The organism is Streptomyces sp. NPDC092952 (assembly GCF_044754785.1).
Taxonomy (GTDB): Bacteria; Actinomycetota; Actinomycetes; order Streptomycetales; family Streptomycetaceae; genus Streptomyces.
Genome location: NZ_JBIVPT010000001.1, coordinates 78,008 through 99,020, shown reverse-complemented (window position 1 = coordinate 99,020; position 21,013 = coordinate 78,008). Strand labels below are relative to the sequence as shown.

Below are 21,013 nucleotides of genomic sequence, written 5' to 3'. Positions count from 1 at the left end.
TGTTGGTCATTGGGGTCGGTGATGCGGGATAATGGCCTGGAAGCAATGTGTTCGATGCCGGTGACACAGCGCCTTTCATTGGGGCCGCCGGTTGCAATGAGCTGGTTTCAGGAAGGGGAACGAGCATGGCGGCCATGAAGCCGCGGACGGGCGACGGCCCGCTCGAGGTGACAAAGGAGGGGCGGGGCATCGTCATGCGAGTTCCGCTCGAAGGCGGCGGTCGGCTTGTCGTGGAGCTGACGCCGGACGAGGCCGATGCGCTCGGCGACGCTCTCAAGAAGGTCGTCGGCTGAACCCAGGAGCCCAGACTTCCGCCACTGCCCCGGTACGTCGTCCGTACCGGGGCAGTGGCATGTCCGAAACAGTCCGCATCCGGCGGGGCCGGGCTCAGCCCCGGCGCACCGCGCACAGCAGCCCGTCGCCCACCGGCAGCAGCGTCGCCATCAGCTCCTGGCTCTCCCGCGCCGCGCGCAGCAGCTCCCGCACCCGCAGCACCTCGGCGGGCTGCGCCGCCGAGTCGACCGTCCGGCCGTCCGCGAACATGCCCTCGAAGCAGACCAGGCCGCCGGGGCGCAGCAGGCGCAACGATTCAGCGAGATATTCGAGGGTCTCCAGCCGGTCGCCGTCGCAGAACACGAGGTCGTAGCCGCCGTCCGCGAGCCGCGGCAGCACGTCCAGGGCGCGGCCCGGGATGAACCGGGCCCGGTTGGCGGCGTAGCCCGCGGCCCGGAAGGCCTCGCGGGCGAACTGCTGGCGCTCGGGTTCCGGGTCGACCGTGGTCAGCACGCCGTCCGGCCGCATCCCGGCCAGCAGGTAGAGCCCGGACACGCCCGTGCCGGTGCCGATCTCGGCCACCGCTTTGGCGTCCGTCGTACCGGCGAGCAGACGCAGCGCGGCGCCGGTACCTGGCGACACCGGGCGGAGCCCCGTCTCGTGGGCCCGGTCGCGGGCCCAGAGCAGTGCTTCGTCCTCGGCGACAAAGGCGTCGGCGAACGCCCAGCTCGTCTGCCGGTTGGCGGTAATGACCCTCTCCTGTCCCCTTAGTTGGCGCAACGGTGACTGTATCCGCTGTGCCCGGGAACCCGCAGATGGGACCGGGCGTTATGCAGGGGCGGGGGAAAGCCCGTGGAAACGGCCCGCGGATCGGGTCGGTTTTCCGCGGGCCGGCGGTTCCCGGGGCGACCCCCCGGCCCCAGCAGGAATAAGGCTTATCCGGAGCTAACGGGCGAGGTGGCTATGGTAGGGGCTCCACTGGACACCACCAGAGCCGATAGGGGAGGTGCGGCTGCGCCTGTGGATCGGGGAGGAGTGCTGCGGCGCTTTCTCAGGTCGGCGGGTGAGCCGAAATCCGTGACCAACATCGCTGACCGTTCTTCCAACGACTCCGCAACGACCGCGACCTTCGCCTCCGACGCGGAATCCCAGGCGTGGACACCGCCCTCTTGGGAAGAGATCGTCAGCACGCACAGCGGCCGGGTCTACCGCCTCGCCTACCGGCTGACGGGCAACCAGCACGATGCGGAGGACCTCACGCAGGAGGTCTTCGTCCGGGTGTTCAGGTCCTTGTCGACCTACACGCCTGGCACGTTCGAGGGCTGGCTGCACCGCATCACGACCAACCTGTTCCTGGACATGGTCCGCCGCAAGCAGCGGATCCGGTTCGACTCCCTCGGTGACGACGCCGCCGAGCGGCTGCCGAGCCGTGAGCCCTCCCCGCAGCAGGTCTTCAACGACACCCACTTCGACGCGGACGTGCAGCAGGCGCTGGACACCCTCGCGCCGGAGTTCCGGGCCGCCGTCGTGCTCTGTGACATCGAGGGCCTCTCGTACGAGGAGATCGCCGCGACGCTGGGCGTGAAGCTCGGCACCGTGCGCAGCCGTATCCACCGCGGGCGCTCGCATCTGCGCAAGGCCCTGCGGCACCGTTCGCCCGAGGCCCGCGCCGAGCAGCGCTCGCTGGCGGGCGCGGTCCTGGCGGGGGAGGGCGGAACGGCGTGAGTGGCACAGGTCCGACCCCCGCGGAACAGCATCTGGGGGACCGCCTCGCCGCGCTTGTCGACGGCGAGCTGAAGCACGACGCCCGGGAGCGGGTCCTCGCCCACCTCGCGACCTGCGCCAAGTGCAAGGCGGAGGCCGCGGCGCAGCGGCGCCTCAAGAACGTCTTCGCCCAGTCCGCCCCGCCGTCGCCGTCCGAGGGCTTCCTTGCCCGGCTGCAGGGCCTTCCCGGGGGACCGGGGGGTGACGACGACGGCCCGGACAGACCATTCGGCGGCTCCGGACGGATCGCCGACGGATTCTTCCCCGTGACCCGGCCGTCCGGCAGCCGCCCCGACGCACCGGCGAACGGGCCGCTCGGCGGCTTCGGCTACCTTCCGGTCCCGCACGGCTCGTCCGCCGTGCTGCCGGCCGTCCCGGCCCGTTCCGGCTTCCGTATTCACGAGGTGGGGCGGGAGGGTGAGCGGTCGCCCTGGCGCGGCCGGAGGTTCGCCTTCGCGGCGGCGAGCGCCGTCTCGCTGGCGGCGATCGCCCTCGGTGGTGCGCTGCCCTCGGGGTCCGGCACGAGCACGGCCGCGCGGGCGGCGGGCGGCGGAAACACGGTGACTCCGCTCGACACCGCGCTCAGGGGCGAGAAGACCGGCTCGGTCAGCCGTCGCAACAGCGGTGGTCAGGGCCTGCTCAGGGTGCGCGAGTCGGGCAGCGGCCCCTCCGCCGCGGCCCCGTCCGGTGTGCCGGGCGACGCCGTCGCGGTGCGGCCCGTCACCGCCGTCACCCCCGCGGTGCTCTCCGGGGAGAGCCTCGCGGGCTCCCCGTTCACCACGGGGATGCTGAACAGCGTGCCCGCGCCGCCGCTGATACGTCCGACCACCACCACCCCGCTCTTCGCCGAGGTCTTCGGGCGGCCGGCCGCCCGGCCCCCGGCGTCCGCCGTGCCGCAGTCCGGGGCGGAGCCGTCGGATTCCGCCATGCCCACCCCCGCCGAACTCCGCCTGCCGCTCTCCGCCCGGCGCTGACGGGGTCTGCGCAAGCATTCGCAAACCTGGTTGAATTCCGGGAGCAGTTCCGGGAGGGACGCTCCCTGGTGGGGCGTGCACAGGCCAGTCGCGGCAGTTGCGGGGAGAGCATGGAAGACGGGAAGTCCACCGGCCCGAAGGCGAAGTGGTGGAGCAGGCCCACGCCGGTGGGCGCCACCCGCACCGCGTCGGACGAGCCGCCCGCCCTGGCGGAGACCCCGCTCCCGGTCGACGCGCCGGCCCCGCCGCCCCCGGCCGACGCGCCGCCGGCGCTGTCCGACGTACCGGCGGCCCGGCCGGTGACGCCGCTGCACGAGCCCGACGAGTACAGCACCCCGCCCTACGGCGGCCCCGGCCCCTGGGCCCCCGCGCCTCCCGTGCAGCGGCCGGTCCCGACCCCGGCGCACGGCACGCCCGTACCCCCGCAGTACCCGGGGACGAACGGCGCGGGCGTCCCCGTACCGCCGGTGCCCGCTCCCGTCCCCCCGCCGCACTCCCAGCAGCCGCAGCCCCAGCAGCCTCAGGCGGGGCCCGCGCAGTGGCTGCAGTACGACCCCTGGGGCGCCCCCGGGCAGCCGCTCACCAACCCGGGCCCGCCGTCCGGGTCGGGGACCGGCCGGAAGAAGGGCCGCGGCGGCTCCCTGCTGATCGGCGGGCTGCTGCTCGCCCTGGTGGCGGGCGGGATCGGCGGCGGCATCGGCGCCTACATCGAGCGCAACGGCGGCCTCACCCGGGTCGAACTCCCGCAGGCCTCCCGGGACACCGGCGGCCGCGCCCCCGACAGCGTCGCCGGAATCGCCGCCAGCGCCCTGCCCAGCGTGGTCACCCTGCACGTCAGCGGCTCCACCGAGTCCGGCACCGGCACCGGATTCGTCCTGGACTCCTCGGGCCACATCCTCACCAACAACCATGTCGTGGCCCCGGCCGGCCAGGGCGGCCGGATCACCGTCACGTTCAGCGGCGGGGAGACCGCGCGCGGCGAGGTCGTCGGCAAGGACAGCGGCTACGACCTGGCGGTGGTCAAGGTCAGCGGGGTCTCCGGCCTCAAGCCGCTGCCGCTGGGCAACTCCGACAACGTGCGGGTCGGCGACCCGGTGGTGGCCATCGGCGCCCCCTTCGACCTGTCCAACACCGTCACCTCCGGCATCATCAGCGCCAAGGACCGGCCGATCACCGCGGGCGGCGAGAAGGGCGACGGCAGCGACATCAGCTATGTCGACGCGCTCCAGACCGACGCGCCGATCAACCCGGGCAACTCCGGCGGTCCGCTGGTCGACGCCGCCGCCCATGTCATCGGCATCAACAGCGCCATCCGGGCCGCCGACAGCAGCTCGTCCGAGGAGGGCGGCCAGGCGGGCTCCATCGGCCTCGGCTTCGCGATACCGATCAACCAGGGCAAGCGGGTCGCCGAGGAGCTGATCAACACCGGGAAGGCCACCCACCCGGTGATCGGTGTCACGCTCGACATGAAGTACGCCGGGGACGGCGCGAGGGTTGGTGCCAAGGGCACGGGCGGGGCGCCCGCGGTGACGCCGGGCGGCCCGGGGGCCAAGGCCGGGATCAGGCCCGGGGACGTCATCACCGAGGTCGGCGGCCGGCGGGTGCACAGCGGCGAGGAGCTGATCGTGAAGATCCGGGCGCACCGCCCCGGCGACCGTCTGGAACTGAAGCTGACCCGTGGTGGTAAAGACCTGTCCATCTCTTTGACACTCGGCTCCGCCAGCGGAACGTGACAGGTCCGGCGCGCTACCGCCTGGGCGGTTTCGACGGGTACCGTGGCCCGAGTCCGGACCTCGACCGACAAGGTCTCGGAGGAGAACACAGGGAGCAACAGGGTGTTCAATGACATAGGCGTACTGGAGCTGGTGACCATCGCGGTTCTGGGCATGCTGATCTTCGGCCCGGACAAGCTGCCGAAGGTCATCCAGGACGCCTCGCGCTTCATCCGCAAGGTCCGTGAGTTCTCCGAGAACGCCAAGCAGGACATCCGCACCGAGCTGGGTCCGGAGTTCAAGGACTTCGAGTTCGAGGACCTCAACCCCAAGACGTTCGTCCGCAAGCAGCTCATGGAGGGCGGCGACGACCTGGGGCTGAAGGAGATCCGCGAGAGCTTCGACCTCCGCAAGGACCTGAGCGAGGTCGCCGACGCGGTGAACGGCCGGGAGGTGGAGTCCGCCGACTCCCGCAGCAGCGTGTCCGGCGGCTCGGCGATCACCGCCGCCAACGGCTCCGCCGGCGCTCCCGACCTGCTCAAGAAGCGTGACCAGCCGGGCAAGGACGACCGTCCGCCGTTCGACGCCGACGCCACCTGACCCCCTGCCAATCCCGGCTCGTCCGGAGGCTATGGCTATTCTCCATCTGTCCGGTTGTGAGTACGCCCGCCGGGGGGCGGGCCGTTCCGGACCCAACGGATCGAGGAGGCGGCCGGGCAGATGGAGACCACGAGTCGGGTGGGCGCGGGAACCGCGCCGGACACAACCACCGCGGAAGACCCGCAGGGCACGGCCACCGCGGACGGGGTGTCGGCCGCCCGGCGTACGGTCGTCGACGGCTTCCTCGCGGCCACGTTCCCCTGGTACGGACTGGACGGGGCCTTCACCGGCCCGCGTCGGCTGATGCAGGTGGGCACCGCCGCGGACGGCACGGTGCAGCACGGTTCCATCGGCCACGGCGACGAGCTCTCGGTCCGGGAGGCGGGCGCCGAGAAGCAGCGGTTCGCGGTCGTCGTGTCGATGGCCAGCAGCCCGGTGCGGCGCAGCGGCGACGGCACGGGGGTGCTGGACGCGACCACGGTGTCCTCCGCGGCCTGGCTGGCCGGCTCCGGCCTGCTCGCCTGCACCTGGCCCGCCCAGATGGACCACTCGCTGCGCGACGACTGGCTCGACCAGCAGACGGAGACGGCGTTCGAGCTCGCCGACGACCTGGACGGACCGGCCTGGTCGGCCCTGTCGCTGCCGGTGGACGGCGTTCCGGTCCACTTCCACTACCGCGAGTCCGAGTACGGCTGGGTGCTGGCGGGCTCCACGCCCGAGGGCGTGCACCTCGGGGCGTACGGGCGCGGGATGAGCGCGTACGGGCTGGGCTTCTCGCTGATCGAGGACATCGAGACGTACGCCTGAAACGGCTCGAAGCGGCTCGAAGGGATTCGGAGCGGGGCGAGCGGTGACCGGGTGGCCCGGTCACCGCTCGCCCCGTTCTCTCAGAACTTGTTGCGCGGGGTGATGCCCAGCGACATGCCCGACAGGCCGCGCTGACGGCCGCCCAGCTTGTCGGCGATGGTGCGCAGCGCCTTGCCGGCGGGGGAGTCCGGGTCGGAGAGCACGACCGGCCGGCCCTCGTCGCCGCCCTCGCGCAGCCGTACGTCGATCGGGATGGAACCCAGTACCGGCACCTCCGCGCCGACCGTCTTCGTCAGTCCCTCGGCGACCTTCCGGCCACCGCCGGTGCCGAACACGTCGACCATCTCGTCGCAGTGCGGGCAGGGCATGCCCGACATGTTCTCGACGACGCCGACGATCTTCTGGTGGGTCTGCACCGCGATCGAACCGGCCCGCTCGGCGACCTCGGCCGCCGCCTGCTGCGGGGTCGTGACGACCAGGATCTCGGCGTTCGGCACGAGCTGCGCCACGGAGATCGCGATGTCGCCGGTGCCCGGCGGCAGGTCGAGCAGCAGCACGTCCAGGTCGCCCCAGTACACATCGGCGAGGAACTGCTGGAGCGCGCGGTGGAGCATCGGCCCGCGCCAGACCACCGGGGCGTTGCCCGGGGTGAACATGCCGATGGAGATGACCTTCACGCCGTTCGCCGACGGCGGCATGATCATGTTCTCGACCTGGGTCGGCTTGCCGTCCGCGCCGAGCATCCGGGGCACGCTGTGGCCGTAGATGTCCGCGTCCACGACGCCGACCTTGAGGCCGTCGGCGGCCATCGCGGCCGCCAGGTTGACGGTCACGGAGGACTTGCCGACGCCGCCCTTGCCGGAGGCGACGGCGTAGACGCGGGTCAGGGAGCCGGGCTTGGCGAACGGGACCTCGCGCTCGGCCGTACCGCCGCGCAGCGAGGCCGCCAGTTCCTTGCGCTGCTCGTCGCTCATCACGTCGAGCGTGACGTCGACCCGCGAGACGCCCTCGACGCGGGCGACCGCGTCCGTCACGTTCTTGGTGATCGTCTCGCGCATCGGGCAGCCGGAGACCGTGAGATAGACCGTGACAGCGACTGCACCGTCAGCGTCGATCTCGACCGATTTCACCATGCCGAGCTCGGTGATCGGGCGGTGGATCTCCGGGTCGTTCACTGTCGCCAGTGCCTCAAGCACCGCGTCTTCCGTAGCCATACCTCGATAGTACGGGGGCGCGCGGCGCTGGTTGCTACGCGCGAGTAGCGCTTGTCAGCGGTCTTCGTCACCCTCGGCCCGGAACAGTTCCCTCCGGTCGTCCAGGTCCCGCACCAGGTCCTCCAGCTCGGAGCGGATCCAGTCGCGGGTGGCGACCTCGCCGAGCCCGATCCGCAGGGCCGCGATCTCCCGGGTGAGGTACTCGGTGTCCGCGATGGAGCGCTCGTTCTGCTTGCGTTCCTGCTCGTGGGTGACGCGGTCGCGGTCGTCCTGCCGGTTCTGCGCGAGCAGGATCAGCGGGGCGGCGTAGGACGCCTGGAGCGACAGCATCAGCGTCAGGAAGATGAAGGGGTACGGGTCGAACCGCAGGTCCGGCGGTGCGAAGACGTTCCAGACGAGCCACGCGAAGATGAACAGCGTCATCCAGGCGATGAAGCGCCAGGTTCCCAGGAAGCGGGCGATCCGTTCGGAGAACCTGCCGAACGTCTCCGCGTCGTACTCCGGGACCAGCCGCCGTTTGGGGAGCTTCGGCTGGTCGAGGCGGGTGCGGGGCGGGCGCACGATGCCCGAGGCGCCCGTGGACGCGGGTTTCGCCCGGTCCTCACTGGCCATGGGGGGCCTCCACGGCGTGGAAGTCGGTCTCCCGCCAGTCGTCGGGCAGCAGGTGGTCGAGCACGTCGTCGACCGTCACCGCGCCGAGCAGCGACCCGCTCTCGTCCACCACGGGCACCGAGACCAGGTTGTACGCGGCCAGATAACTCGTCACGGCGGGGAGCGGGGTGTCCGGGCCGAGCGGGACGAGATCGCTGTCCACCACCGAGCTGACCAGGGTGTACGGCGGATCGCGCAGCAGCCGCTGGAAGTGGACGGTGCCCAGGTATCTGCCGGTCGGCGTCTCGTCGGGCGAGCGGCACACGTACACCTGGGCGGCGAGCGCGGGGGAGAGGTCGGCCTGCCGGACCCGGGCCAGCGCGTCGGCCACCGTCGCGTCCGGCCGCAGGATGACCGGCTCCGTGGTCATCAGGCCGCCCGCCGTCCGCTCCTCGTACGACATCAGGCGCCGTACGTCGGCCGCGTCGTCCGGGCGCATCAGGGTCAGCAGCCGCTCCTTGTCCTCCTCGGGCAGCTCCGACAGCAGGTCGGCGGCGTCGTCCGGGTCCATCGCCTCCAGGACGTCGGCGGCGCGCTCCTCCTGGAGCTTGCCGATGATCTCCACCTGGTCGTCCCCGGGCAGCTCCTCCAGGACGTCGGCGAGCCGGTCGTCGTCGAGCGCGGCGGCGACCTCGGCCCGCCGCTTCGGCGACAGGTGGTGGAGCGCGTTGGCCACGTCGGTCGGGCGCAGCTGTTCGAAGGTGGCGACCAGGGACTCCGCGCCCTGCCCCTCCTCCTCCAGGGAGAATCCGCGCACCGCCGACCACTCGACCGTCAGGGTCTCGCCCTTGCGGCGCAGCGCCCCGCCCTTGCCCTTGCGTACGAAGTACTTGTCGATCTCCCAGTCGCGGCGGGCCGGGAGCTGCTGGATGGAGACGTCCAGGACGGTGACCTCCTCGCCGGTCTCGACCAGGCGGACCCGCCGGTCGAGGAAATCGCCCAGCACCAGGCGTTCGGTGGGCCTGCGTTCGAAGCGCCGCATGTTGACCACGCCGGTGGTGATGACCTGGCCGGACTCGATGCCGGTGACCCGGGTCATCGGGAGGAAGATCCGGCGGCGGCTGAGCACTTCGACGACGAGGCCCAGCAGCCGGGGCGGCCGGCCGCCGACCCGGAGCATCGCGACCAGGTCGCGGACGCGTCCCACCTGTTCGCCGTTGGGGTCGAAGACCGGGACGCCGGCGAGGTGGGAGACGAAGACCCGGGGGGTGCCTGCCGCCATCGCGCGCCTCCTTTCTCCGTACGGGACGCCACCGGTCGGTCCGATTAAATGCTGAATCAACCGTTATGACGTGATCAGGCTAGCCCGTACCGCTCCGGGGTGTCCCGGCGAGCGGTCCGTCCGGCTCCCTGCCGAAGGGGCCGGGCGGCCCGGGTACGCTGCCGTCAGCCACCCCCGCGATGCAGCTGAGAGGCAGTGCGCCTGTGACCTCCTCCGTTCCGCCCGTCCGGGCCCGACACCGGACCGCCCTGGCCGTTCTGCTCTGCGCCGGGCTGGCCACCGTCGCCACGGCGTGCGGCGAGGACCCGGACGAGGGGACCAACGGCGTCGGCAAGCTGACCGCCGCGCAGATCGAGAAGAAGACGCAGGGCGCGGCGAACGCCGCCGACACGGTGCGGCTGGCCGGGACGCTGGTCAGCAAGGGCGGCACGTACAAGCTGAACATGCGGCTCAAGGCCGAGGGTGGCACCGGCTCCGTGGTGTCCAAGGACAGCAGGTTCGAGCTGCTGCGGATCGGCGACGAGCTCTATCTGAAGGCCGACTCGGGGTTCTGGAACCACGACGAGAAGTCCGGCGCCGACAGCCAGGCGGGCGGCGCGGCGGACAAGCTGCGGAACAAGTACGTCAAGGTCCCCGAGGGCGACCCCGTGTACCGGCAACTGCGGGGCTTCACCGACAAGAAGACCCTGCTCGACGGCCTGCTCGGCCTGCACGGCACCCTCAACAAGGGCGACCGGGACACGGTCGACGGGACCCGGACCGTCCAGATCATGGGCGGCGCGGGCGAGGGCGGCACGCTCGACGTCTCGCTGGAGGGCACCGCGTACCCGCTGCGCTTCGCGCGCGGCGGCGAGGCGGGGACCGTCACCTTCGCGGACTGGGGCAAGGACTTCCCGCTGGAGGCCCCGTCCGAGGTGGACACGGTCGACTACGGCAAGCAGCTGCCCCGTACGGGGTCCTGAGCGGGCGGCGCTCAGCCCTTGAGGCCGCGCTTCAGCAGGCGCGGCAGCCCGGCCGGCACCGGCCGCCGGGTGGTGGCGGGCGTCGGCAGCGGGGCGGCGGCCAGAGAGCCGTCCGGCAGACCGGTGCGGACCTCGCCCGGCGTCAGCCGCAGCACCCGGCACTCGCGGGCCCAGCGCTCCGTCATCGTCTCGGCGTCCGGCGCGTTCAGCCGCTTGCCCTTGAGCTCGCCGACCGCCGCCTCCCACGCGGGCGATCCGGGCGCGAGTTCGGTGACGGCGGCCGTCCAGGCGACCAGCCGGCCGCCCTTGTCCTTGCTGCGCACGGTCACCTCGGCGGCGGAGCCGTCGGTGAGCCCGGTGGGCAGCGGCTGCTCGCCGGGGCCGTCCCCGACGAGATGCACCGCCCCCTCGTGCCACACGTGCCACACCGCCCGGGCGGGACCGGTGCCCCGCACCCAGACGAGGCCGGACTTCTTGGTGGCCTCCTCGACGAGGGCCCGGGCCAGCGGCGTATCGGCGGCAGCAGCAGTCATGCCCGCACTCTAAGGGAACGGGCCGCGGGGCCGCCGTCGAGGCTCAGAGCCAGCCGTTGCGCTTGAGGGTGCGGTGGATGGAGAAGCAGACCACCCCGATGACGCCCAGCACCGTCGGATAGCCGTACGTCCAGCGCAGCTCCGGCATGTGGTCGAAGTTCATGCCGTAGACACCGCAGATCATCGTGGGCACGGCGACGATCGCCGCCCAGGAGGTGATCTTGCGCATGTCCTCGTTCTGCGCCACCGTCGCCTGTGCCAGGCTCGCCTGGAGGATCGAGTTCAGCAGCTCGTCGAAGCCGATGACCTCCTCGTGGACGCGGGCCAGGTGGTCGGCGACGTCCCGGAAGTACTTCTGGATGTCCGGGTCGATCAGCCGCATGGGCCGCTCGCTGAGCAGTTGCATCGGCCGCAGCAGCGGCGACACCGCCCGCTTGAACTCCAGTACCTCGCGCTTCAGCTGGTAGATCCGCCCGGCGTCCGTGCCGCGCGGGCTGCCCTTCGCCGGGGCCGAGAAGACCCCGATCTCCACCTCGTCGATGTCGTCCTGGACCGCGCCCGCCACCGCGATGTACCCGTCCACGACGTGGTCGGCGATGGAGTGCAGCACCGAGGAGGGGCCCTTGGCGAGCAGCTCGGGGTCGTCCTGGAGCCGGTGGCGCAGCGCGCGCAGCGAGCCGTGGCCGCCGTGCCGCACGGTGATCACGAAGTCCCGGCCGGTGAAGCACATCACCTCACCGGTCTCGACGACCTCGCTGGTGGCGGTGAGCTCGGTGTGCTCGACGTAGTGGATGGTCTTGAAGACGGTGAAGAGGGTGTCGTCGTACCGCTCCAGCTTGGGCCGCTGGTGGGCGTGGACGGCGTCCTCGACGGCCAGCGGGTGAAGGCCGAACTCCCGGGCGATACCGGCGAATTCCTCCTCGGTCGGCTCGTGCAGACCGATCCAGGCGAAGCCGCCCTCCTCGCGCACCTGGAGCATCGCCTCGTGCGGGGTGAGGCAGTTCGCACGCTCCAGGCGCCGCCCGTCGCGGTAGACCGCGCAGTCGACGACCGCGCTGGAGACGGAGGGGTCGCGGGTGGTGTCGTAACTGTTGTGCAGGGGGCTGGTCCTGCGCAGGGACGGCCGGACGGCGGCACGGAGGTCACGGATCATCGACATGCTGGCTCCTTCACGGAGGGCCGTCGGCGGGCACGTGGAACAGCCCGGAATGGGGACGTGGACCCACGTCCGCAAAGCGGGCGGCACCGCGGCGGCGCGCGACGGCGTTCGCTACGGACAGGCAGAAGGGGGATGCTCTTCCGTCGTGCGCGACGCCATGTACTCCGGGCACGGGGCCGGGGGTGTGGCGCGGTGCTTCGAACCTCGGCCGGTGGGGCCTTGGGTCACCGAGGGAGGCGAGGGGCGGAAGGGCGGTTGGTACTGCACGATCGACTTCGATCCATGACAGCCCCACCTCCTCCAGCCGGTCCCCCGTGGGGGATGACGTCTCGTCGGGGCGGAGAGCGACGCTTCTGCGTGCTGCCCCGAACAGCGGCCAACACTATCAGCCGACTGACGGTCAATCCCTTACTTTGCCCGTTCCATACGCGACCTATGCTCGCGGGATGGAAGAAATTCTTGCTCTGGTCGAGGCACGGCTGCGCACGGCCCTCGGCGAACCGGACGCGCGCGCCTCGGTGACCTTCCTCGGCACGGACCGGATCGAGGTGCTGCGCTTCCTCGACGGGGACGTGGTGCGCTACGCCACGCTCGGGATGTCGGCGCAGCCGATGGCCGATCCGACCGCCGCGGTCGTGGACCCGCTGAAGGGGCCGCGCGCCGAGCTGGTCCTCTCCGTACGGGCCGGGCTCGCCGACACCGACAAGGTGCTGCGCCCGCTGGCCGTGCTGGCGGCGTCGCCGCAGGTCGAAGGGGTGGTCGTGGCGCCGGGTGCCTCGCTGGACCTCGGCGGTCCGCTCTGGCCCGGGGCGCCGTTCGACTCGGTGCTGGTCGCCGAGTCCGGGGGGCTGGTGGAGGATCTGGAGCTGGACGCGCCGAGGGAGCCGGTGCGCTTCCTGCCGCTGCTGCCGATGACGCCCAACGAGGCGGCGTGGAAGCGGGTCAGGGGCGCGCAGGAGCTCCAGGAGCGGTGGCTCTCGCACGGTACGGACCTGCGGGACCCGCTGCGCGGCTCGGTGTCGCTGGACTGAGCCCGGGGTCCCCCACGGAAAGCCCCGCCGCGCGGCCAAGGAGGGGGAGCCGCGGGCGGGGCGGTGCGGGGGAGCGGGGCCGTCAGTCGGCGAAGACCGTGACGCCGTCCTCGGTGGCGTGCTCGGGCGCCAGCTCCGCGGCCTCGTGGGTCAGGGCCGAGCGGCGCAGCCAGACGACGACCGCGCCGATCACGGCGGCGGCCGCGGCGACGACGAACGGGATGTGGATGTCGCTCCACTCCTCGATCTTCGGCGCCAGGAAGGGGGCGGCGGCCGCGGCGAACCAGCGGACGAAGTTGTAGCCCGCGCTGGCCACCGGGCGCGGTGCGTCCGAGACGCCGAGCGCCAGTTCGGTGTAGACGGTGTTGTTCATGCCGATGAAGGCGCCGGAGACGATCGTGCAGACGATCGCGGCGGTGTGGTCGCCGTATCCCAGCACCAGCAGGTCGGCGGCGAGCAGCACCAGCGAGGCGCCCAGCACCTTCAGCGAGCCGAACCGCTCCTGGAGCCGCGGTGCGACCAGCACCGAGAACACCGCGAGCAGCAGCCCCCAGGCGAAGAACACCGCCCCCGACTTGTACGGCGTCATGTTCAGCACGAACGGGGTGAACGCCAGGATCGTGAAGAACGCGTAGTTGTAGAAGAACGCCGAGGCCGCGACCGAGGCCAGCCCGCCGTGGCCGAGCGCCTTCACCGGGTCGAGCAGTGAGGTCTTCCGCGCGGGCCGGGGCTGCTCCTTCAGGAACGCGGTGATGCAGACGAAGCCGATGGCCATCAGCGCGGCCGTACCGAAGAACGGGTAGCGCCAGCTGGCGTCCCCGAGCAGGGCGCCGAGCAGCGGCCCGCAGGCCATGCCGAGGCCGAGCGCCGACTCGTACAGCAGGATCGCCGCCGCGCTGCCGCCGGCCGCGGCGCCGACGATCACGGCCAGCGCGGTCGAGACGAAGAGCGCGTTGCCCAGCCCCCAGCCGGCCCGGAAGCCGACCAGCTCGCCGACCGACGACGAGGTGCCGGAGAGCCCGGCGAAGACGACCACCAGCGCGAGGCCGAGGAGCAGCGTCTTGCGGCCGCCTATCCGGCTGGAGACGAATCCGGTGACGAGCATCGCCACGGCGGTGATCAGGAAGTACGAGGTGAAGAGCAGTGACACCTGGCTCGGTGTCGCCTCCAGGCCCTTGGCGATGGACGGCAGGATCGGGTCCACCAGCCCGATCCCCATGAACGCCACGACGGACGCGCCCGCCGTGGCCCAGACGGCCTTCGGCTGCCGCAGGATGCTGCCGGCGCCCTGGTCGAACGGATCCTCTGTCTGCATGGGCCCTCTCGCTCTCCGATTGATCGCCCTGAGTAGCTGCGCTATGCACAGAATAAGTTAGACAACCTAATGAGTGCAAGTTACATCTATTTCCGCTGGTGAGGTGCCCGCCGCGTACGGGTGATCTTGCTTGACGCGGCGGCGGTCGTGGAGGACCGTTGGTCGCTATGAGGGGCGAACCCAGTTGCCCGAAGTGCGGAGGCCGGGTCAGGGCGCCCGGTCTGTTCGCCGACACCTGGCAGTGCGCCGAGCACGGCAGTGTGCAGCCGCTCCAGCCGGTGATCCCGCCCAGCGTCGACGCGCTGGGCGTGGTGGTGCGCCGTTCGAAGGTCCCGGTGTGGATGCCCTGGCCGCTGCCGGTGGGCTGGCTGTTCACCGGAGTGGCGAGCGCGGGCGACGACCGCAGCGGAGGCCGGGCCACCGCCGTCGCCTGCTCCGGTCCCGGCCCGGTCGGCGGCATCGGCGAGCTGCTGCTCGTCACCGAGGACCTGGGCGTCGGCCTCGGTGCCCGCTACGCCGGGGTCGAGGGCCCCGATCCCGCTCCCTACCTCGATGTCGACGGCCCGCCGGACGTCAAGATGCTCGCCGCCGGCCGCCCCACCCCGCTCTGGAACGTCAAGGGCGCCCCGCCCGACCGCGCGGTCTTCGCGGGCGAGGCGCGCGGCCTCTGGCTCTGGGCGATCGTCTGGCCCGAGCAGTCCGGACTGCTGATGTACGACGAGCTGGTCCTCGCCGATCTGCGCGAGGCCGGGGGCGAGATGGACCTGGTGCCCTGCGGGGCGCTCACCCCCCGGCTGCTCGGCTGAGCCCCGCGCCGGGCGTCCCGTTCCTCCCTGTCCGTCACGTCCGTCACATCCGACCCAAGGGTGTTCGAGTGCCGGTTATCCTTGAATGTCCCCTTGTCCGGCCCCGAGCCCTGGAGTACGCGTCGTGCGCATCGACCTGCACACCCACTCCACCGCTTCGGACGGCACGGACACCCCCGCCGGGCTGGTGCTGGGCGCCGCCGCCGCGGGGCTGGACGTCGTCGCCCTCACCGACCACGACACCGTGCGCGGCCACGCCGAGGCGGTCGCCGCCCTGCCCGAGGGGCTCACCCTCGTCACCGGCGCCGAGCTGTCCTGCCGCCTCGACGGCGTGGGCGTGCACATGCTGGCGTACCTCTTCGACCCGGACGAGCCCGAGCTGGCCCGCGAGCGCGAGCTGGTGCGCGACGACCGGGTGCCGCGCGCCCGGACCATGGTGCGCAAGCTCCAGGAGCTGGGCGTGCCCGTCACCTGGGAGCGGGTCGCCGAGATCGCCGGGGACGGCTCCGTCGGCAGGCCGCACATCGCCACCGCCCTCGTCGAGCTGGGTGTCGTCGAGACCGTCTCCGACGCCTTCACGCCCGACTGGCTCGCCGACGGCGGACGCGCCTACGCCGAGAAGCACGAGCTCGACCCCTTCGAGGCGATCCGGCTGGTCAAGGCGGCTGGCGGCGTCACGGTCTTCGCCCACCCCGCCGCCGTCAAACGGGGCCGGGTGGTGCCCGAGTCCGCGATGGAGCGGCTCGCCGCCGCCGGGCTCGACGGCATCGAGGTCGACCACACGGACCACGACGGGCCGACCCGGGCCAGGCTGCGCGGGATCGCCCGCGACCTGGGGCTGCTGACCACCGGGTCGAGCGACTACCACGGCAGCCGCAAGACCGTCGGACTCGGTGAGTGCGTCACCGACCCCGAGATCTACGGCGAGATCACCCGGCGCGCCACGGGAGCCTTCCCCGTGCCGGGGGCCGGCGGACCCCGCCCGGCGTAACGGCACACGCGCCGGGGCACGTACCCCGCCGCGTCCCTCTTACCTCGACCCGTCACCGCGCACCGCTGTCGCGCGCCCGGCCATCCGGTCGATCATTGCTCCGCGATGCGCCCCTCGGGGCCCTTCTGTCCCGCCCTTCTGCTCGCCCCCTTCTCCCACAAGGCTCACTGTGTTCGACGTCGCTGTCTTTGGATCCCTTTTTCTCACGCTATTTGTGATTATGGATCCGCCTGGGATCACGCCGATCTTCCTCGCGCTCACGGCGGGCCGCCCCGCCAAGACGCAGCGCAAGATGGCGTTCCAGGCGGTCGCGGTCGCCTTCGGTGTGATCGCCGTCTTCGGTGTGCTCGGCCAGCAGATCCTCGGCTATCTGCATGTCTCCGTGCCCGCCCTGATGATCGCGGGCGGGCTGCTCCTGCTGCTGATCGCGCTCGATCTGCTGACCGGCAAGACCGACGAGCCGACGCAGACCAAGGACGTCAACGTGGCGCTCGTGCCGCTGGGCATGCCGCTGCTGGCCGGCCCCGGCGCGATCGTCTCGGTGATACTCGCGGTGCAGCACGCCGACACCTTCGCCAGTCAGCTCTCGGTCTGGTCGGCGATCATAGCCATGCATCTGGTGCTCTGGGTGGCCATGCGCTACTCGCTGCTGATCATCCGGGTCATCAAGGACGGCGGTGTCGTGCTGGTGACCAGGCTCGCCGGAATGATGCTCTCCGCCATCGCCGTGCAGCAGATCATCAACGGGGTCACCCAGGTCATACAGGGTTCCTGACGGCCCGGGTGGACACCACAGCGCCCCCGCACGGACCTTCCGTGCGGGGGCGCTTCGTCTTTGTACGTCTTACCGCGTTACGAAGCCGAGGATTCGGCCGGGCGGATGTAGATGCGCTGGCCCATGGCTGCGGCCTGCTGCACGATCCGGTTGACGGAGGCGGCGTCCACGACGGTGCTGTCGACGGCGGTACCGTCGACATCGTCCAGGCGCATGATCTCGAAGCGCATAAGGCTCCCCTTCGTCTGATCCTCCTGATGGAGAACTACTGGGAGGACGGATGAACCGTCCGCAAGGATGAGGGCGCCGGACACCGCTGTCCCGCGCTCCACAGGGGTAACAACGGCTTGCCCGGGGCAAACATTCCCTACGCTAAGGAAATTTTTTGGATGTCTAAGTATCAGCTGGTCACCGGGCGGGCGAGCGCGACGAGGCGCGGATGAACGACGAAGAGATCCGCGAGCGGCTGGACCGCACCAATGAGCTGCTCGAACGCGTGCTCGCCGAGGTGTCGAGAACGCCCTCGACCCACGCGATCTTCGTCGACGCGGGCTATGTCTACGCCGCGGCCGGACTGCTCGTCACCGGTACCGAGGACCGCCGCTCCTTCGATCTCGACGCGGAGGGAATGATCGAGGCCTTCATCGACAAGGCCCGGACGATCTTCGCCGACAGCAGACTGCTCCGCGTCTACTGGTACGACGGAGCCAGACGGCGCATCCACACCGTCGAGCAGCAGTCCATCGCCGAACTCCCCGACGTCAAGGTCAGACTCGGCAACCTCAACGCCAACAACCAGCAGAAGGGCGTCGACTCGCTCATCCGCACCGACCTCGAATCGCTCGCCCGCCACCGCGCCATCAGCGACGCGGCCCTGGTCGGCGGCGACGAGGACCTGGTCTCCGCGGTGGAGGCCGCACAGGGGTACGGGGCCCGGGTGCACCTGTGGGGCATTGAGGCGGGGGAGGGGCGCAACCAGGCCGAACCGCTGCTCTGGGAGGTCGACAGCCAGCGCACCTTCGACCTGGACTTCTGCCGCCCGTACGTCACCAGACGGCCCGTCACCACCTACGAGGACGACACCCCGGCACCGCCGCGCGACGACGTCCGCTTCGTCGGCGCGCAGATCGCCGCGGCCTGGCTGGCCGCCCGGGGCCGGGAATCCCTCGCCGACCTGCTGCCCGGCCACCCCTATCTGCCCGGCTCCGTCGACCAGGACCTGCTGGTCGAGGCCGAACGTCTGCTCCAGCACTCGCTGCGCGGCCACGCGCACCTGCGCCGGGCGCTGCGCGACGGCTTCTGGCAGCACCTCCAGTCGCAGTACTGAGGGGCTCCGGGGGAACGCCGCCCTACCGGCCGTCCCAGAACGCGGCGAGGGCGGCGGCCGTCGGCGCCGGGCGGTCCGTGTTGGGGGAGTGCCCGGCGCCGTCGATCCGGGTACGGCGCGCGCCGAGCCGGACCGCCATCTCGTCGAGCACCGGCACCGGCCAGGTGTCGTCGCTCTCCCCGGAGAGCACATGGACCGGCAGGTCCAGGGCGGCCAGCTCGGCCACCCGGTCCGGCTCGGTCGCCAGCTGACGGCCGGTGGCGATCAGCTGGGCGGGCCGGTTCAGCAGCCAGCGCCGGCGCAGCGCCTCGCCGCCCGAGACCGTGTCCTCCGGCGGATCGAGGGCGCGCATCGCCTGCCACACCCGGGCCATGCTCATCGTCGCGAGGGCGTCGCCGAGCACCTTCGCCTTGCGCCGCTGGTCCTCCACGACGGCGGCGGGCCCCGACGACATCAGCGTCAGCGAACGGAACGGGGCGGCGTCGAGCAGCACCGCGGCGCGGGCGATCAGCCCGCCGAGCGAATGCCCGAGCAGATGGACGGTGCCCGCCCCGTCGGAGCCGAGCGCGGTGGCCTGGGCCAGTACGTCGAGGGCCAGCTCGCCCTGGGCGTACTCCTCGGGGCGGTCCGCCCCGGCCGGGGTCTCGTACTGCCCGCGGCCGTCCACCGCGACGGTGCGGTACCCGGCGGCCGCGAGCGGTTCGAGCAGCGCGACGAAGTCCTCCTTGCTGCCCATGTACCCGGGCAGCAGCAGGGCGGTGCCGCGCACGGCGCCGCTCGGCGAGGCGTCCAGCACCGCGAAGTCGCCGCGCGGGGTGCTCAGCTGACGGGCGTGGGCGCAGGGGGGCGGGGTGAAGGTGTGCGGCCGGCTCATGGGAGGAGGGTATGCCGCGGTGCGCCGGGGAGGCGGGGCGGGAGGGCGCCGGAAACGCCGGACGGGCCCGAGGATGTCCCTCGGGCCCGTCCGGCGTATCGGTGCGGAGCGGTGGCGGCTCAGCCCTCGGTCTTGGCGGCCGCGGCACGCGGCGCCCGGCGCCTGCGCGGCTTCGCCTCGCCCTCGGCTGCCGGGGCCTCGACGACGACCTCCGTCTTCGGCTTGGCGGCCGTACGGGTACGGCGGCGCGGCCTGCTCTCCTGGACCGGCTCGGAGATCGGCGCGATCTGGAAGTCGACCTCGTCCTCGGCGGGCTTGACGACCCGGCGACGGCGCGGCTTGGTGACCGTCTTCGCCGGGGCGGCCGGCTCGACGGCGGGCGCGATCTGGAAGTCGACCTCGGTCTCGGCCGGCTTGGCCACCCGGGTACGGCGGCGGCGCGGCTTGGCCGCGGGGGCCTCCTCGGCGGCCGGCTCCGGCGCGGCGGCGGGCTGCGGCTCCACCTCGATCACGGCCTCCACCGTGTTCAGCACCACCTCGGCCGCGACCTCCGGAGCGGCGGAGACCCGGGTACGGCGACGGCGACGCGGGGTACGCGGCTCCGCCGGGGCGTCGGCGGGCGCGGCCTCGGCCGGCGCCGGAGCGGCGGTGGCGTCCTCGGCGGAGACGTCGGAGCCGCCCCGGGTGCGACGGCGCTGACGCGGCGTACGCGGCGGGCGCTCCTCGCGCGCGGCGGGCGCGGCGGACTTCCGGCCCCGGCCGCCCGTCTCGCCCAGGTCCTCGATCTCCTCGGCCTTCAGCCCCGCCCGGGTCCGCTCGGAACGCGGCAGCACACCCTTGGTGCCCGCCGGGATGTCCAGCTCCTCGAAGAGGTGCGGCGAGGTGGAGTAGGTCTCCACCGGGTCGTTGAAGTCGAGTTCGAGCGCCTTGTTGATCAGCTGCCAGCGCGGGATGTCGTCCCAGTCGACCAGCGTGATCGCGATGCCCTTGGCGCCCGCGCGGCCGGTCCGGCCGATGCGGTGCAGGTAGGTCTTCTCGTCCTCGGGCGACTGGTAGTTGATGACGTGGGTCACACCCTCGACGTCGATGCCGCGGGCCGCGACGTCGGTGCAGACCAGCACGTCGACCTTGCCGTTGCGGAAGGCGCGCAGCGCCTGCTCGCGGGCACCCTGGCCGAGGTCGCCGTGGACCGCGCCGGACGCGAAGCCGCGCCGCTCCAGCTGCTCGGCGATGTCGGCCGCGGTGCGCTTGGTGCGGCAGAAGATCATCGCGAGGCCCCGGCCGTTGGCCTGGAGGATGCGGGAGACCATCTCCGGCTTGTCCATCGAGTGGGCCCGGTAGACGTGCTGCGAGATGTTCGCGACGGTCGCGCCCTCGTCGTCGGGCGAGGTGGCGCGGATGTGCGTCGGGTGCGACATGTAGCGGCGGGCGAGACCGATGACCGCGCCCGGCATGGTCGCCGAGAACAGCATCGTCTGCCGCTTCGCCGGAAGCATGGTGATGATCTTCTCGACGTCGGGCAGGAAGCCCAGGTCGAGCATCTCGTCGGCCTCGTCGAGCACCAGGGCGCGGACGTGCGAGAGGTCGAGCTTGCGCTGACCGGCCAGGTCGAGCAGGCGGCCCGGGGTGCCGACGATCACGTCGACGCCCTTCTTGAGCGCCTCGACCTGCGGTTCGTACGCCCGGCCGCCGTAGATCGCGAGCACGCGGACGTTGCGGACCTTGCCGGCGGTCAGCAGGTCGTTGGTCACCTGCTGGCAGAGCTCACGGGTCGGGACGACGACCAGCGCCTGCGGCGCCTCGGTCAGCTCCTCGGGTGCGGCCCGGCCGGCCTCGACGTCGGCCGGGACGGTGACGCGCTCCAGCAGCGGCAGACCGAAACCGAGGGTCTTGCCGGTGCCGGTCTTGGCCTGGCCGATGACATCGGAGCCGGAGAGCGCGACGGGGAGCGTCATCTCCTGGATGGGGAACGGGGACACGATGCCGACGGCTTCGAGGGCCTCGGCGGTCTCGGAAAGAATCC

General features: G+C 72.0%; 22 protein-coding genes. 12 read left to right on the top strand and 10 right to left on the bottom strand.

Annotation, left to right across the window (positions count from 1 at the left end; translation table 11 throughout):
• Positions 1–125 precede the first annotated feature (125 nt).
• Positions 126–293 carry a DUF3117 domain-containing protein gene (locus ACIQGQ_RS00455; RefSeq protein ID WP_003966491.1) on the top strand — a complete coding sequence of 56 codons (168 nt, stop codon included), beginning with the start codon at positions 126–128 and terminating at the stop codon, positions 291–293.
• A gap of 94 nt (positions 294–387) precedes the next feature.
• Here the strand turns inward: ACIQGQ_RS00455 and ACIQGQ_RS00450 are convergent, their stop codons facing one another.
• Entirely contained in the window at positions 388–1,053 is a 666-nt protein-coding gene (locus ACIQGQ_RS00450; protein ID WP_366292864.1) for an O-methyltransferase, read from the bottom strand.
• Between the two features lie 183 nt (positions 1,054–1,236).
• On the opposite strand from ACIQGQ_RS00450, the gene sigE reads away from it, so the two are divergent.
• The 5 genes from sigE (at position 1,237) to ACIQGQ_RS00425 (ending at position 6,130) form a co-directional block, all read left to right on the top strand.
• The gene (gene sigE, locus ACIQGQ_RS00445; protein ID WP_352278258.1) at positions 1,237–1,998 is read left to right on the top strand and encodes an RNA polymerase sigma factor SigE; all 762 of its coding nucleotides are present in this window, start codon (positions 1,237–1,239) and stop codon (positions 1,996–1,998) included.
• Complete coding sequence (locus ACIQGQ_RS00440) at positions 1,995–3,011, top strand: zf-HC2 domain-containing protein (RefSeq protein ID WP_402388798.1); 1,017 nt, start codon at positions 1,995–1,997, stop codon at positions 3,009–3,011. Before sigE ends, ACIQGQ_RS00440 begins: the two co-directional genes overlap by 4 nt.
• 110 nt (positions 3,012–3,121) lie before the next feature.
• Positions 3,122–4,744 carry a S1C family serine protease gene (locus tag ACIQGQ_RS00435; RefSeq protein ID WP_402388795.1) on the top strand — a complete coding sequence of 541 codons (1,623 nt, stop codon included), beginning with the start codon at positions 3,122–3,124 and terminating at the stop codon, positions 4,742–4,744.
• A gap of 102 nt (positions 4,745–4,846) precedes the next feature.
• Positions 4,847–5,323: a sec-independent translocase gene (locus tag ACIQGQ_RS00430; RefSeq protein ID WP_402388792.1), complete on the top strand. Its 477-nt coding sequence runs from the start codon at positions 4,847–4,849 to the stop codon at positions 5,321–5,323.
• 120 nt (positions 5,324–5,443) lie between these two features.
• The gene (locus tag ACIQGQ_RS00425; RefSeq protein WP_402388790.1) at positions 5,444–6,130 is read left to right on the top strand and encodes a hypothetical protein; all 687 of its coding nucleotides are present in this window, start codon (positions 5,444–5,446) and stop codon (positions 6,128–6,130) included.
• Positions 6,131–6,210: 80 nt separating this feature from the next.
• On the opposite strand, the gene ACIQGQ_RS00420 is transcribed toward ACIQGQ_RS00425, so the two are convergent.
• The 3 genes from ACIQGQ_RS00420 to ACIQGQ_RS00410 are packed head-to-tail and all read right to left on the bottom strand — an operon-like array spanning position 6,211 to position 9,217.
• Positions 6,211–7,344 carry an Mrp/NBP35 family ATP-binding protein gene (locus tag ACIQGQ_RS00420; RefSeq protein ID WP_385214037.1) on the bottom strand — a complete coding sequence of 378 codons (1,134 nt, stop codon included), beginning with the start codon at positions 7,342–7,344 and terminating at the stop codon, positions 6,211–6,213.
• 54 nt (positions 7,345–7,398) lie between these two features.
• The gene (locus ACIQGQ_RS00415) at positions 7,399–7,956 is read right to left on the bottom strand and encodes a DUF1003 domain-containing protein (protein ID WP_402388787.1); all 558 of its coding nucleotides are present in this window, start codon (positions 7,954–7,956) and stop codon (positions 7,399–7,401) included.
• Positions 7,946–9,217, bottom strand: coding sequence for a magnesium transporter MgtE N-terminal domain-containing protein (locus ACIQGQ_RS00410; RefSeq protein WP_402388784.1), 1,272 nt, complete (start codon positions 9,215–9,217; stop codon positions 7,946–7,948). The genes ACIQGQ_RS00415 and ACIQGQ_RS00410 overlap by 11 nt, the downstream gene beginning before the upstream one ends.
• A gap of 203 nt (positions 9,218–9,420) precedes the next feature.
• On the opposite strand from ACIQGQ_RS00410, the gene ACIQGQ_RS00405 reads away from it, so the two are divergent.
• Positions 9,421–10,179, top strand: coding sequence for a hypothetical protein (locus ACIQGQ_RS00405; protein ID WP_402388781.1), 759 nt, complete (start codon positions 9,421–9,423; stop codon positions 10,177–10,179).
• An 11-nt stretch (positions 10,180–10,190) separates the two neighbouring features.
• Here the strand turns inward: ACIQGQ_RS00405 and ACIQGQ_RS00400 are convergent, their stop codons facing one another.
• Complete coding sequence (locus ACIQGQ_RS00400; protein ID WP_402388779.1) at positions 10,191–10,712, bottom strand: hypothetical protein; 522 nt, start codon at positions 10,710–10,712, stop codon at positions 10,191–10,193.
• Positions 10,713–10,755: 43 nt separating this feature from the next.
• Positions 10,756–11,871, bottom strand: a complete 1,116-nt coding sequence (locus ACIQGQ_RS00395; RefSeq protein WP_402388777.1) for a magnesium and cobalt transport protein CorA — start codon at positions 11,869–11,871, stop codon at positions 10,756–10,758.
• Between the two features lie 446 nt (positions 11,872–12,317).
• Here ACIQGQ_RS00395 and ACIQGQ_RS00390 point away from each other — a divergent pair, with 446 nt between their 5' ends.
• Positions 12,318–12,902 (top strand): suppressor of fused domain protein, encoded by a 585-nt coding sequence (locus ACIQGQ_RS00390; RefSeq protein WP_402388774.1) that lies wholly within the window; start codon positions 12,318–12,320, stop codon positions 12,900–12,902.
• An 82-nt stretch (positions 12,903–12,984) separates the two neighbouring features.
• Here the strand turns inward: ACIQGQ_RS00390 and ACIQGQ_RS00385 are convergent, their stop codons facing one another.
• Positions 12,985–14,217, bottom strand: a complete 1,233-nt coding sequence (locus ACIQGQ_RS00385; protein WP_402388771.1) for an MFS transporter — start codon at positions 14,215–14,217, stop codon at positions 12,985–12,987.
• 167 nt (positions 14,218–14,384) lie between these two features.
• Here ACIQGQ_RS00385 and ACIQGQ_RS00380 point away from each other — a divergent pair, with 167 nt between their 5' ends.
• From ACIQGQ_RS00380 to ACIQGQ_RS00370, 3 genes are all read left to right on the top strand, one after another.
• On the top strand, positions 14,385–15,023 hold the full coding sequence (locus tag ACIQGQ_RS00380; RefSeq protein ID WP_402388768.1) for a DUF6758 family protein: 639 nt from the start codon (positions 14,385–14,387) through the stop codon (positions 15,021–15,023).
• A 124-nt stretch (positions 15,024–15,147) separates the two neighbouring features.
• On the top strand, positions 15,148–16,014 hold the full coding sequence (locus ACIQGQ_RS00375) for a PHP domain-containing protein (RefSeq protein ID WP_402388766.1): 867 nt from the start codon (positions 15,148–15,150) through the stop codon (positions 16,012–16,014).
• A 169-nt stretch (positions 16,015–16,183) separates the two neighbouring features.
• Positions 16,184–16,789 (top strand): MarC family protein, encoded by a 606-nt coding sequence (locus tag ACIQGQ_RS00370; protein ID WP_402388764.1) that lies wholly within the window; start codon positions 16,184–16,186, stop codon positions 16,787–16,789.
• Positions 16,790–16,866: 77 nt separating this feature from the next.
• On the opposite strand, the gene ACIQGQ_RS00365 is transcribed toward ACIQGQ_RS00370, so the two are convergent.
• Entirely contained in the window at positions 16,867–17,019 is a 153-nt protein-coding gene (locus tag ACIQGQ_RS00365; RefSeq protein WP_015611185.1) for a hypothetical protein, read from the bottom strand.
• 209 nt (positions 17,020–17,228) lie between these two features.
• Here ACIQGQ_RS00365 and ACIQGQ_RS00360 point away from each other — a divergent pair, with 209 nt between their 5' ends.
• Positions 17,229–18,116, top strand: a complete 888-nt coding sequence (locus ACIQGQ_RS00360; RefSeq protein WP_402388761.1) for an NYN domain-containing protein — start codon at positions 17,229–17,231, stop codon at positions 18,114–18,116.
• 22 nt (positions 18,117–18,138) lie between these two features.
• Here the strand turns inward: ACIQGQ_RS00360 and ACIQGQ_RS00355 are convergent, their stop codons facing one another.
• Together ACIQGQ_RS00355 and ACIQGQ_RS00350 are read right to left on the bottom strand one after the other, a co-directional pair.
• Positions 18,139–18,990 carry an alpha/beta fold hydrolase gene (locus ACIQGQ_RS00355; RefSeq protein ID WP_402388759.1) on the bottom strand — a complete coding sequence of 284 codons (852 nt, stop codon included), beginning with the start codon at positions 18,988–18,990 and terminating at the stop codon, positions 18,139–18,141.
• A 119-nt stretch (positions 18,991–19,109) separates the two neighbouring features.
• The gene (locus tag ACIQGQ_RS00350; RefSeq protein WP_402388757.1) at positions 19,110–20,945 is read right to left on the bottom strand and encodes a DEAD/DEAH box helicase; all 1,836 of its coding nucleotides are present in this window, start codon (positions 20,943–20,945) and stop codon (positions 19,110–19,112) included.
• Positions 20,946–21,013: the final 68 nt, after the last annotated feature.